The organism is Dactylosporangium fulvum (assembly GCF_025137375.1).
Lineage (GTDB): Bacteria > Actinomycetota > Actinomycetes > Mycobacteriales > Micromonosporaceae > Dactylosporangium > Dactylosporangium fulvum.
Genome location: NZ_CP073720.1, coordinates 6,940,269 through 6,952,787, shown reverse-complemented (window position 1 = coordinate 6,952,787; position 12,519 = coordinate 6,940,269). Strand labels below are relative to the sequence as shown.

Sequence of the window (12,519 nt, the reverse complement as noted above, 5' to 3'; positions counted from 1 at the left end):
TGCCCGCGGGCGTGCGCCGATGGATCGGTGACTCAGTCCCCGGAGGAGGGACTGAGTGCTTCGAACTCCTGATCGATGATCTTGGTCATGGCCGAGGTGGACAGCCGCGAGCCGTAGAGCAGGCGGTGCAGGCTCAGCCCGTCGATCAGCGCGAGCAGCCGCTCGGCGACCAGGTCCGGGTTGAGCCGGCGCTCCACTTCACCCGCCACCTGTGCGTCGACGACCAGTTCGCGCATCGTGCGGAACAGGTCGGTCTCCTCGCTCTGCTGGACCTCCATGAGGAACGGCGCGTTGAGCGCCTGTCCCCAGAAGATGATCTCCAGCCGGGTCTCGGACGTCCGTTCGGCGTCGAGCGGCAGGTTGTCGAGGACCAGCTCGCGGAGCGCGGCGAGGCCGGCCAGCCCTTCCAGCTTGCGGGCCCACCGCTCGCGGATCACGCGGTGCGAGTAGCGCAGGGCCGAAGCCAGTATGTCGTCGCGATCGGAGAAGTAGTGTGCGAGCGACCCGGTCGACCAGCCCGACTCGTCGGCGATCGCCCGCATGGTGGCGCCGTCGATGCCGGAGCGCGCGATCACGCGGGTCACCGCCTCGAGCAGTTCCTCACGACGCTTACCGTGGTCCACTATCTTCGGCACTGCTGTACTCCCTGTTCTCCTGGCGATCCGTCGGTGAACGAGCGATGCGGGCCGGAGAGCGCAGCGGTGACCCGCTCCGCGGAAAGCCGGCCGCCGTCAGAACCTAGCGCCTGCAAGGTCAGCGCTGCGGCGGCATTGCCGTAGTTGACGCAGCGCTCGAGGTCCCAGCCGCTGACCAGGCCGGCGAGCACCCCGGCGGAGAACGCGTCGCCGCAGCCGGTGCTGTCGACCACCGGCACGTCATACGCCGGAATCCGCCACACACCGCCGGAATCGGCGACGACGCAGCCGTCCGGGCCGGTGGTCACCACGACCGCGCCCGCGCCCATGTTGCGGAAGGCGGCCGCGGCGTCGGAGACCCGGTCGGCTCCCGTGATCTTCAACGCCTCCAGGTCGTTCGGCAGGAACACGTCGACGTAGGGCAGATAGCGGCGCAGCAGGTCAGCCGCATCGGCCCGCTTCGCGCCCAGGCAGTCGGCGGTCACGATGCAACCGGCCTGCTTGGCCGCGGACATCAGCTGCACGCACGTGTCGCCGTCGAAGCCGGGCAGGGCATTCACGCCGCCCACGTGGACCGCGGCGAACTCGCCCAGCTCCGTCCACGGCAGGTGTTCGGCACCGAAGAGGGCGTTGGCGCCCCGCACGTGCCAGGCCGGCCGCGAGCCGTCCGGCGCGATCGGCAGCATGGTGCATGACGTCTGCACGCCGGCGATCGTAGCCAGCCAACGGGTGTCGACACCGGCATCGTCGAGCAACGTGCGGACGAATCGGCCCGCCGCGTCGTCGCCGAGCGCGCCGGCGGCCGAGGTCGGGATGCCGAGCCGGGCCAGGTCGACCGCCGTGCCACCGGCTGTGCCGGCCACCGTCAGCCGGATCTCCTCGATGAGCTGGCTGTTCTGCGTATCGGGCAGGCGGCTGATCGGCCGGCCGAGGATGTCGAGAATGTAGGCGCCGAGACACAGCACGCGGCGCGCCTCGGAAGCGGAATTCCCAAGCGTCATAAGGCCATTCCAGGAGCAGGAAGACTTGCCGGATCGGGGCCGAAGGTGTCTTGACGGGCCCACACGCCGAACCCTAGCATTTATTTCGCTTGTTCACTATACCATCGGCTCGGGCGCTGCTCTCCAGCCGTCGCGAGCCGCTCGTTGCCCGATCGATCCGATGAAGGAGCCGCATGTACGTGCAGATCTCCCTGCTGCGGTGGAAGGACGTCGCCACCGAACAGTCGGCGCAGGAAGTGCTCGCCCGCTACCGCGAGCTGGCCGACATCGACGGTGTCGTCGAGGTGACCGTCGGCAAGAACAGTTCGCCCTGGTCGGCTGGCTACACCGACGTGATCCTGGTGCGTGCCGAGGACGAGGCGGCGATCGAACGCTACCGCACGGATCCGCGCCGCAAGAAGTTGGCCGCAACCGTCGACGAGCTCGAGGAGCACGGCATCGGCGTCGTGCTCGGGCCCGTCTGACCGCGTCCGAATGCGTTTTCTCAAAGGAGACAGGTCATGACCACGTCCGCCATCACGCCGGCCGTCCGGCACGCCCAGGTCCAGTCCGTCGACCTGCCGGAGAAGTCCGTCGCCGGCAGCGCGCCGGGCGGCGACGTCTACGAGGTGTCGTTGCCGATGTGGCCCGACGAGCGCAAGGGCATCATGAAGTCCGGGATCTGGGAGGCCACTCCCGGCCTGCTGCGCGGCAAGCGCGAGGGCTGGGCGGAGATCTGCCACATCATCTCCGGCCGGGCCACGGTCACCACCGAGGGCGGTGACGCGGTCGAGCTCGGCCCGGGTGACGTGCTGGTGCTGCCGGACGGATGGCGTGGCACCTGGGAGATCCACGAGACGGTGCGGAAGTTCTACGCGCTGCAGCGCTTCGACACCTACCGGCCCTGACGTGCCGCGCATCGTCCACCTCGGGCTCGGCAATTTCCACCGTGGCCACCAAGCCGTCTACACGCAACTGGCCGGTGGCGACTGGCGGATCACCGGGATCGCCCGGAGCAACCGGGCACTGGTAGAAACGCTGCGGCGGCAGGAGATGCGCTACACGGTGCTGACCATCAACGGCGACCACGTCGACGCACAGCGCGTCGACGTGGTCGACCGGGCGATGGTCGCCGCCGACGACCCGGCCGGCGTGGTCGACGCGATCGCGTCGCCGGAGGTCGCGGTGGTGACGCTGACGATCACCGAGGCCGGTTATCAGGATGACCGGCCCGGTGACCGTTCGCTGCTCGGGCTGCTGGCCGCCGGTCTGTCCCGGCGGGCGGGCGCGGGCGGCCTGCCGATCAGCGTGGTCAGCTGTGACAACCTCACCGACAACGGGCAGGTGCTCTCCGGCGTGATGCGCCGGATCGCCGCTCGCACCGAGGATTCCGCGCTCGCCGGCTACCTGGACGCGCGGGTCGCCTTCCCGGCGACGATGGTCGACCGCATCGTGCCCGCCACGACCGACCGGCACCGCGAGCTGGCCCGCCGGGCCGGCTACGCCGACCAGGTGCCGGTGCCCGCCGAACCGTTCCGGCAGTGGGTGCTGGACGACTCGTTCGCGGCCGACCGGCCGTCGTGGCACGAGGCGGGGGCGCTGGTGACCCCCGCCGTTCACGACTGGGAGACGATCAAGGTCCGGCTGGTCAACGGCAGCAACAGCATGCTCGCGTACCTCGGGCTGCTGCGCGGCCATGCGCTGATCGCCGCGGCGTTCGCCGACCCGGTGGTTCGCGCCGCCGTCGACGCGCTGGGCGACGAGTATCAGCCCACGCTGCCCGCGCCGGACGGCTTCGACGCGCCGGCCTACCGCGCCGCGCTGGCGGGCCGATTCGGCAACGCCGCGCTCGGGCACCGCACCGAGCAGGTCGGCGCCGACGGTTCGCTGAAGCTGCGGCAACGGGTCGTCGACACCGCGTCGTGGTACGCGCGACGGTCCGCGCTGCCCAGCGCGCTGTGCCTGCTCACCGCGGCGTACCTGCGCTGCCTGTGTCAGCCGGAGGCGCTCGCCGGCGGCCCGCCGGGCGATCCTCGGGCGGCCGCCCTGGCCGAGCGCGGCCGCCGGCATCCCGACGAACACGAGCTGGTCCGGGCAGTGCTCGGCGAGGACGAGTTGTTCGGCGCGGTGCTGGCGGCCGACACGGCGTTTCAGGAGCGCACCGGCGACCTGTTGCGCGTCCTGGCCCGATCCGGGCCGGCAGCCGCGGTGCGCGCACTGACGCCCTAGCGGCTGCGCACCATGCCTCACGGCCGAACGACCGGCGGATCACCCTCCACAAGGGACGGATGATCCGCTGGTCGTTCTGTCATGAGCTCTTGGTGCAGGATCGGCGTCAGCTCGTCGGCCGGGGCGGCCGCGGCGAGCACGCGATCAGCGACCGGCGACGATCTTGTCGCCCTCGGTGCGCAGCGCGTCGACGAAGCCGTCCGGGAGCTCACCGAAGTATCCGTCGGCCGCCGTGATCAGCAGCGCGTCGGCGCCGGCCTCGGACACGTAGCGCAGCAAGGCGTCCTTGACCTGCTCGGGCGTGCCGACGAGCGCGCCCATGCCGCCCTGGCCGTGTGTCGCGGCGGAGAGGCCGAGCCAGAGCCGCTCGTCGTGGACCAGCGACTCCTCGACCAGGCCGAGCTGCCGGTTTCGCCCGACGTCCTCGGTGTGCCGGTCCCGGCGGCGGGTCTCTTCGAAGTCCGGCGGCAGCATCGCGTTCGCCGCCGCCCACGCGGCATCCTCGGTGTCGCCGAGGATCAGCCGCAGGCTCACCGAGAACCGGGGCACCGGCCGGCCCAGCTCTGCGCAGCGGGCGCGGACCTCGTCGAACCGCGCCTTGACCATCGCGACCGGCTCGGCCCACGACATGTAGACGTCGGCCTGGCGGGCCGCGAAGTCCGCCGCGCCGCTGCTGGCGCCGCCCATGTAGATCGTCGGTCCGCCCGGCTGCACCGGCTTGAGCCGCTGCGAGGTGTTGCGGAACCGGTAGAAATCGCCGTCGATGTCGAGCGGTTCGCCGGCCGACCAGACGCGTCGCATGATGTCGACGTACTCGATGCTGCGCCGGTACCGGTCGTCGTGCGCGACGAAGTCGCCCTCGCGGAGCTGGTCCTCGGGGGAGCCGCCGGTGATGACGTTCAGCGTGAACCGGCCACCCGACAGCACGTCGAGCGTCGCGGCCATCCGCGCCGCGACGGTCGGCACCATCACGCCCGGACGGTGCGCCAGCAACACCCGGATCGACGAGGTGTGCGCGAGCGCGTAGCCGGCCAGCGACCACCCGTCGGGAATCTGCGACGAGTAGCCGATCAGCAGGTTGTCGATGCCGGCACGCTCGGCCGCCTGGGCTGCCTCGATCAGCGCAAAGGGACCGTCGTCACTGTCCTGCGGCGCGAAGCGGGTGATGGAACTGAGGATCTCGAGGCGGCCAGTCATGGCGTCATCCTTTCGGCGGGCGGCGCATTGCCGCGTCGGCTGCCCATGTCGGGATGGTAGACAGCTGTTCGGAATAAATCAACGTAACGATCGAGTCTCGGAAGTGCCGCTAACCCCGCCGCCATTGGTGAGATGGCCGCAGGACTGCGTGCAATTACCGAAGGGTGGCGGGGCTGTTCGGGATCTCCGGCCGCTCGCCGGAGGGATCTTTACTTATCTCGCACAAGCGAGTAACAATAGGTGCCTCGCACGTTGAAGCCGCTTCGCGCACCGTCGCCTGCCTGCTTCCGTCGCACCAAAGTCCACGTACGTCCAGCGGGAAGGGACCTATCGCACCGTGGCGATCATCGATCAGTTGGCAACCCGGGATCGCGACCTGAGACGCCGTGCTCGCAAGGTCATTCCCAACGGGATGTACGGCCATATGGCAGTGCAGTCGCTGCCGGACGGCTACCCGCAGTTCATCGAGCGTGCCGACGGCGCCCGGATATGGGACGTCGACGGCCGCGAGTACCTGGACCTGATGTCCAGCTGGGGCCCGATCGTGCTCGGTCACCGGTATCCGGCGGTGGAAGAGGCGGTGCGCGCGCAGGCCGTGGCCGGCGACTGCTTCGACGGGACGTCGCCACGCATGGTGGAACTGGCCGAGGCGTTCGTCGACCTGGTGCCCTATGCCGACTGGGCGATGTTCGCGAAGAACGGCACCGATGCGACCACGCTGTGCTGCACGATCGCGCGGGCGCACACCGGTCGCGAGATCATCGTCGTCGCGCGGGGCGCCTACCACGGCGCCGCACCGTGGTGCACGCCCTACCCGGCGGGCGTCACCGCCGCCGATCGACAGAATCTCGTGTACTTCGAGTACAACGACATCGACTCGCTGCACGCGGCCATCGCGGGTATCGAGGATCGGGTCGCCGCCGTCATCGCCTGCCCGGTGCGGCACGACGTGCGACGCGAGCAGGAGCTGGCCGAGCCGCAGTTCGCGCGGGCGCTCCGCGAGACGTGCGACCGGATCGGCGCGCTGCTGGTGCTGGACGAGGTCCGCACCGGCTTCCGCCTCGACGCGCGCGGCAGCTGGGAGTCGTTCGGGGTGCGGCCGGACCTGAGTGCCTGGTCGAAGGCGATCGCCAACGGCTATGCGCTCAGTGCCGTGCTTGGCCGCGCCGACCTGCGTGACGCCGCCGGACGCGTGTACACCACCGGGTCGTTCTGGTTCTCCGCGGTGAGCATGGCGGCGTCGCTCGCCACGCTCCGCGTCGTGAGCACCCCCGCGTTCGAGTCGAACTTGCGGGCCGCCGGTCAGCAGTTGCGCACCGGCCTGCTGGCCCAGGCGGAGGCTCACGGCTTCCGGGTGCGGTACACCGGACCGGTCCAGATGCCGTTGCTGACCTTCGCGGACGACGACGACTTCGCGCTCGGCAACGCCTGGGCCTCCGCGGCGATCAACAACGGGGTCTACGTGCACCCATACCACAACTGGTTCCTCAATGCCGCGCACACGCCCGAGGTGATCGAGGAGATCCTGCAGCGCACCGATGCCGCCTACGCGGCGCTCGCCGGCCAGCCGGTCGCCGAGCGCGGACTGCTGACGGGCTGAGCGCATGGCAACGGCGTCGTGGTGGAACACAGCGGACCGGACGGTGCGCCAGCTCGCGCTGCTCGAGCGCGACGGGCTCGCCGTCGCCGGCGCGGGCAACGTCAGCGTGCGGCTCGACGACGAGCTGACCCTGATCACCCGTTCCGGCCTGCGGTTCGGCACCGCGTCGGCGGCCGATCTCTGTGTCGTCGACGAGCACGGGGAGCTCACCGGCGGGGTGCCGGGCGAGGAGCTGACGGCCGGCGCCCGCCCGTCGTCGGAGACCCAGCTGCACCTCGGCGTCTACCGGGTCACCGACGCTCGCGCCGTCGTGCACACGCACGGCGCCTTCTGCACCGCGGTCTCGACCGTGGTCGACACGCTGCCGCCGGTGCACTACTCGGTGCACCGGCTCGGTGGCCCGGTCGGTGTCGTCGGCTACCACACGTTCGGCTCGCCGGAGCTGGCGGACGCGGTGGCGGCGGGATTCGCGGGGGGAGCCCGGGCGGTGTTGATGCGCAATCACGGCGCCGTGGTCACCGGCGATTCGGTCGAGCAGGCCGCCGAGTTCGCGCAACTGCTCGAGTGGCTGTGCGAGGTGTACTGGCGCGCGTGCGCGCTCGGCACGCCGGCACTGCTCACGCCCGAGCAGCTGGCGGCGGCCGCCGACCAGAGCGGGCGCATTGCCTACATGGCGGAGAGGTAGGCGGCGATGAGTACGTCAGTGACGCCCGCCGCCCGGCTCGCCCCCGCCGAGCCGGAGCCTGAGGTAGCGGCCGCAGGCACGCGCAGCAAGTGGTTATCGACGTTGGCCAACGTCGCGGTGGTGCTGCCGTTGCTCGCGCTGTACGGCATCTTCCTGTTCTGGCCGCTGATCAGCATCCTGCTGCGCAGCCTCGACCCACTCGGCGAGGTCTCCTACACGAACCCGAACTTCAGCTTCACGAACTTCACGCAGGTCGGCACCGACAGCCTGCTGCGCATCATCGAGCTGCGCACGCTGCGGCTCGCGCTGTACACCACGCTGATCACGACCGTACTCGGTTTCCCGGTGGCGTACCTGTTGTCGCGGATGCAGCCGCGGCGGGCGTCGCTGCTGCTGCTCGGCATCCTGGTGCCGTTCTTCGTGCCCACCGTGGTGCGGCTGTTCTCGTTGACGGTGCTGCTCAGCCCTGACGGCGTTGTCAACTCGTTCACCGACGCCATCGGCCTCGGCAAGTTCCCGCTGCTGTTCAACACCACCGCGACGGTGGTCGGCATGACCGTCTACCAGCTGCCGGTCATGATCCTGATTCTCTACGCGGGATTGTCGCGGATCGACACCAACCTGACGCTCGCGGCGCACACGCTCGGCGCCTCGCCGACCAGGGCGTTCTTCACCGTCTACCTGCCGCAGGCCAGGCCGACCGTGATCAGCGGGATGCTCTTCACGATGGTGCTGTCGCTCAGCTTCTTCCTGGTGCCGTCGGTGCTCGGCGGGCCGCGCGACCAGACGATGAGTGTGTTCATCCAGCAGCAGATCGAGCTGTTCCAATGGGGACAGGCCAGCGCGATGGGCATCGTGCTGCTGATCATCACGATGATCGGCTACGGCTTGACGCTACGGCTGACCGGCGGCGCGACCGTCGGGGTGCCCACCTCGGTGGCCAAGGGCACGAGCAACCGCGAGCCGCTGCGTGGCACGCCCGCCGTGTGGAGCAGCCGGGTCGTGCTCGTCATCGTGTTCGTGCTGCTGCTCGCGCCGGTGCTGGTGGTCTTTCCGCTCTCGATCGGCACCGGGCAGCAGGTGGTGTTCCCGCCGCGTGGCTTCACGCTCACCTGGTTCGTTGAGGCGTTCACCGGCGACGTGTGGATCCCGGCATTCACCAAGAGTGTGATCGTGGGCATCTCGACGGCCGTGCTGTCGGTCGCGCTCGCGCTGAGCCTGGCCCGCACGGTGCAGCGCATCCGCAATCGGGCGCTGCGCTCGATCATTCTGGCGGTCGCCTTCGCGCCTGTCATCACGCCGCACATCCTGCTGGCGATCGGCCTCTACGACGTGGAGATCCGGCTGCACCTGATCGGCTCGAACTTCGGGCTGATCATGGCGCACACCGTGATTGCGTTCCCGCTCGCCTTCTCGATCATCAACAGCGCGCTGGCCCAGAGTGACATCACGCTCGAGCAGGCGGCCTGGACGATGGGCTCGTCGCGCACCCGCACCTTCTGGCTGATCGTCGTCCGCTCGAAGCTCGGCAGCATCGTGAGCGCCGGTTTGGCCGCCTTCATGGTGTCCTGGGACGACGTGGTCATCGCGCAGTTCCAGAACGGGCTGTCCAAGACGCTCCCCGTCGTCATCTACTCCTACCTCGATTCCGGTGTCGTGCCGACGGTGCCGGCGATCTCGAGCATGCTCGTGCTCCTGGTGATCGTCGGGTTGGTCGTTTCCCTCGTCGTCGGCCGGGTGGGTGCCCGGCGCGGTCCGGCGTGAAGCCCGAGCGGGTAACAACTGCGTCCTGAAGGAGATCCCGTGCATTCCGTGACGAAGCCCATCCGAACCGCGGCGTCGCCGCCGAGCACCGAGAGCGCACGCGGCAGCGTCCGGATCGATGGCGTCAGCTGCGGGTTCGACGCCACGACCGTGCTGCGCGGGCTCGATCTCACCATTGATCCCGGCGAGTTCCTCACCCTGCTCGGACCGAGCGGTTCGGGCAAGACCACCCTGTTGCGTGTCATCGCCGGACTGATCGAGCCCCGTGCCGGACGGGTGGTCATCGACGGCGCGGACGTGACGAAGCTGCCGCCGCAGAAGCGCGACCTCGGCTTCGTCTTCCAGAACTACGCGCTGTTTCCGCATTTGACCGTGCGGCAGAACATCGAGTACCCGCTGAAGGTCCGCAAGATCCCGACCGCCCGGCGCCAGGAGCTGATCGCCGAGATGCTCGACATCGTCGGCCTGACCGGGATGGACAAGCGCTATCCCAGCCAGCTCAGCGGCGGCCAGCAGCAGCGGGTCGCGCTCGCCCGGTCGCTCGTCCACCGGCCGAAGGTGCTGCTGCTGGATGAGCCGCTCGGCGCGCTCGACCGGCGGCTGCGGCAGGAACTCGGCCGAGAGCTGCGCCGCATCCAGCGCGAGACCGGCACGACGGCCATCTACGTGACACACGACCAGGAGGAGGCATTCGTGCTCTCCGACCGGATCGGCATCATGCGCGACGGCCTGCTCACGCAGCTCGGCGCACCGATCGAGCTGTACCAGCGGCCGAGCGATCTGTTCGTCGCCGGATTCCTGGGCGACGTCAACCTGGTCGCGGGCAGCGTCGTCGAACGCGGCCCGGCCGCGACCGTGATCGACATCGGCGGCAGCCGGCTGCCCTGCCGGGCCGGGACGGACATGGCCGTCTCGGCCGCCGCCACCTGCGTCATCCGCCCGGAACACCTGAGCGTCCGGGTGGTCGGCTCCGCCCCGACGGGCGACCACGAGCAGCACTACCTCGCCAACGCTGTCGTCGACGACGCCTACTTCCTCGGACAGGCCTTCCGGCTCAAGTTGAGCTGGCAGCAGGGCTCATTGACCGCGGACGTGGATGCCGGTGGACGTCTTCCGGCAGTGGGGGAGGAGGTCTCGGTCTTCGTCCGGGCCGACGCGGCGAGCATCGTCCGCTCGCACGAGTCGGCACCGGACCCCACGCATGAACCAACACCCGATCAGTCTGTAGGACAGGAGAAGCAATGAAGAGATGGCAGCCGCGTCGATGGCCGCCTGTGGCGGCGCTTCTCGCCACCACACTCATCGTCGCAGCGTGTTCCTCATCGAGCGACGGAAATGGCGACGGGGCCGGCTCGTCCGGCGCCGGCGGGCCGCGCGGAGAGATCGTGTACTTCGACCTGAGCGGCGGATCCGCCGCGAAGGCACTCACCGACGGCCTCTGGAAGAACTTCACCAACGAGACCGGCGTGCCGGTGACCGTCGACTTCGGTGGCACGGTCGCGAAGCTGCAGGCGGCCGTGCAGGCGGGCCAGGTGCCCTGGAGCCTGGCGCAGACGCCGTTCCTGCCCGCGGCCGACCAGGCGAAGCTGCTGCAGAAGATCGACACGTCGATCGTGCCGGTCGATCTGCTGCAGCCGGGCACCTACGACGAATACAGCATCCAGTACGGCACGTACGGCATGAACCTGACTTGGAGCCTCAAGAACTACCCGGCCTCCGGGCCGCAGCCGAGCTCGATGGCCGACCTCTACGACACCCAGAAGTTCCCCGGCAAGCGCTGCCTGATGAGTGACGTGCGCGTCGGCTGGGTGCTCGAGAGTGCGCTCATCGCCGACGGCGTGGCGCCGGATCAGCTGTACCCGATCGACATGGACCGGGCGATCAAGAAGCTGAGCACGATCAAGAACGACATCGTGTGGAACGCATCGCCGACCCTCGAACTGCAGAACTTCGAGAACGGGTCCTGCGCGATCGGCATCATCGCCAACGGCATGGCGAAGACGATGATCGTGGCGGACAAGTACCCGGCCAGCTTCACCTGGAACCAGGCCGGCTGGGCCAGCTCCTCGTTCGGCATCCCGAAGGGCGCGCCGAACGCGAACGCCGCGCAACACCTGCTCAAGTGGATCATCACCGACACCAAGGGACAGGCCGTCTACGGCGAGGCGGTCGCCTCGCCGGTGCCGACCGGGCTGAAGCACTTCGACCCGTCGAGCATCACCGACAAGACGCTGCTGCAGTTCCTGCCGGCCGGCGACAACATGAAGGACACCATCCCGCGCAACAACCAGTGGTGGACCGACAACCAGGTGATGGTCAACAACACCATCAACAAGTTCAAGGCCAGCTGACCACCCGACCCGGATCGCGGGATGTGCCCGACGGCACCACCCGCGATCCGGCCGGGACCATACGTGAGATAGGAGCGCGCCGCGGCATGCGGATCGTGATCACCGACTGCGACCACGCCACGGTCGACATCGAAAAGCAGCTCGCCGCCGAACATGGTGCCGAACTGGTACTGGCGCAGTGCCGCACCGCAGCCGACGTCGTCGCGGCCGGCGCCGGCGCCGACGCGCTGGTCGTGCAGTACGCACCCATCGATGCGACCGTCCTGGACGCGCTGCCGACCGTTCGTGCCGTCGCCCGGTACGGCGTCGGCGTGGACACCGTCGACGTCGGCGCCGCGTCGGCCCGCGGCGTCGCCGTCTGCAACGTGCCCGGCTACGCCGACGAGGAGGTGGCCCAGCACGCCGTCGCGCTGGCGCTCACGGTCGAGCGCGGTGTGCTGGCGCTCGACCGCAGCGTCCGCGCCGGGCGTCCCGACTACGGCGCCGCGGGGCCGCTGCATCGCAGCAGCGAGCGCACGTTCGGGGTGGTCGGCTTCGGCGCCATCGGCCGGACCACGGCGCGGAAGGCGGCCGGCCTCGGCTACCGCGTGGTCGCCCACGATCCCCGCTACTCGCCGGGCGAGCGGCTCGACGGTGTCGTGCAGCTCTCGTTCGACGAGCTACTCGCCGCGGCCGACGTGGTGTCGCTGCACGTGCCGCTCGTGCCGGCGACGCACCATCTCATCGATGCCGCCGCGCTGGCCCGGATGCGGCCCGGCGCGGTGCTGGTGAACACCTGCCGCGGCGGGGTCGTCGACACCGACGCGCTGGTGGCCGCCCTCGACGGCGGGCAGCTGGCCGGCGCCGCGCTCGACGTGGTCGATCCCGAGCCGTTGCCCGCCGGGCACCCGCTCCTGACGCAGCCCCGAGCGGTGCTGACACCGCACGCCGCGTGGTACTCGGAGGAGTCCGTGAGCGAGCTGAAACGCCGGGTGATGACCAACGTCCTGGCCGTCTGCGCAGGCATCGCGCCCGCCGACATCGTGAATCCCGAGGTGCTCACCCGCACCGTCCCTGCCTGACCCACCATCGACAGAGG

At 69.7% G+C, this 12,519-nt stretch carries 12 protein-coding genes; 9 read left to right on the top strand and 3 right to left on the bottom strand.

Annotation, left to right across the window (positions count from 1 at the left end; genetic code table 11):
* Nucleotides 1-32: 32 nt before the first annotated feature.
* Together Dfulv_RS32060 and Dfulv_RS32055 are read right to left on the bottom strand one after the other, a co-directional pair.
* Entirely contained in the window at nt 33-635 is a 603-nt protein-coding gene (locus Dfulv_RS32060) for a TetR/AcrR family transcriptional regulator (protein ID WP_259857538.1), read from the bottom strand.
* On the bottom strand, nt 623-1,636 hold the full coding sequence (locus Dfulv_RS32055; RefSeq protein WP_259857537.1) for a carbohydrate kinase family protein: 1,014 nt from the start codon (nt 1,634-1,636) through the stop codon (nt 623-625). The genes Dfulv_RS32060 and Dfulv_RS32055 overlap by 13 nt, the downstream gene beginning before the upstream one ends.
* Before the next feature lie 173 nt (nt 1,637-1,809).
* On the opposite strand from Dfulv_RS32055, the gene Dfulv_RS32050 reads away from it, so the two are divergent.
* Genes Dfulv_RS32050 through Dfulv_RS32040 form a run of 3 tightly spaced genes read left to right on the top strand, consistent with a single transcriptional unit; the run spans nt 1,810 to nt 3,844 of the window.
* Nucleotides 1,810-2,100 (top strand): Dabb family protein, encoded by a 291-nt coding sequence (locus Dfulv_RS32050; protein ID WP_259857536.1) that lies wholly within the window; start codon nt 1,810-1,812, stop codon nt 2,098-2,100.
* A 36-nt stretch (nt 2,101-2,136) separates the two neighbouring features.
* The gene (locus Dfulv_RS32045) at nt 2,137-2,523 is read left to right on the top strand and encodes a cupin domain-containing protein (protein ID WP_259857535.1); all 387 of its coding nucleotides are present in this window, start codon (nt 2,137-2,139) and stop codon (nt 2,521-2,523) included.
* A 1-nt stretch (nt 2,524) separates the two neighbouring features.
* Nucleotides 2,525-3,844: a mannitol dehydrogenase family protein gene (locus Dfulv_RS32040; protein ID WP_259857534.1), complete on the top strand. Its 1,320-nt coding sequence runs from the start codon at nt 2,525-2,527 to the stop codon at nt 3,842-3,844.
* A 144-nt stretch (nt 3,845-3,988) separates the two neighbouring features.
* Here the strand turns inward: Dfulv_RS32040 and Dfulv_RS32035 are convergent, their stop codons facing one another.
* Nucleotides 3,989-5,041, bottom strand: coding sequence for an LLM class flavin-dependent oxidoreductase (locus Dfulv_RS32035; RefSeq protein ID WP_259857533.1), 1,053 nt, complete (start codon nt 5,039-5,041; stop codon nt 3,989-3,991).
* A 424-nt stretch (nt 5,042-5,465) separates the two neighbouring features.
* Here Dfulv_RS32035 and Dfulv_RS32030 point away from each other — a divergent pair, with 424 nt between their 5' ends.
* The 6 genes from Dfulv_RS32030 to Dfulv_RS32005 all read left to right on the top strand — a co-directional run bounded on the left by Dfulv_RS32030 (nt 5,466) and on the right by Dfulv_RS32005 (nt 12,502).
* A complete protein-coding gene (locus Dfulv_RS32030) occupies nt 5,466-6,641 on the top strand; it encodes an aminotransferase class III-fold pyridoxal phosphate-dependent enzyme (protein WP_259857532.1) in 1,176 nt (391 codons plus the stop codon).
* A 4-nt stretch (nt 6,642-6,645) separates the two neighbouring features.
* The gene (locus Dfulv_RS32025) at nt 6,646-7,326 is read left to right on the top strand and encodes a class II aldolase/adducin family protein (protein WP_259857531.1); all 681 of its coding nucleotides are present in this window, start codon (nt 6,646-6,648) and stop codon (nt 7,324-7,326) included.
* Between the two features lie 6 nt (nt 7,327-7,332).
* Nucleotides 7,333-9,090 carry an ABC transporter permease subunit gene (locus tag Dfulv_RS32020; protein WP_259857530.1) on the top strand — a complete coding sequence of 586 codons (1,758 nt, stop codon included), beginning with the start codon at nt 7,333-7,335 and terminating at the stop codon, nt 9,088-9,090.
* A gap of 48 nt (nt 9,091-9,138) precedes the next feature.
* Nucleotides 9,139-10,335, top strand: a complete 1,197-nt coding sequence (locus Dfulv_RS32015) for an ABC transporter ATP-binding protein (protein ID WP_259857529.1) — start codon at nt 9,139-9,141, stop codon at nt 10,333-10,335.
* A 140-nt stretch (nt 10,336-10,475) separates the two neighbouring features.
* Nucleotides 10,476-11,441, top strand: a complete 966-nt coding sequence (locus Dfulv_RS32010) for an extracellular solute-binding protein (protein WP_259857528.1) — start codon at nt 10,476-10,478, stop codon at nt 11,439-11,441.
* 86 nt (nt 11,442-11,527) lie between these two features.
* A complete protein-coding gene (locus Dfulv_RS32005) occupies nt 11,528-12,502 on the top strand; it encodes a C-terminal binding protein (RefSeq protein ID WP_259857527.1) in 975 nt (324 codons plus the stop codon).
* The last annotated feature ends 17 nt before the right edge of the window (nt 12,503-12,519 follow it).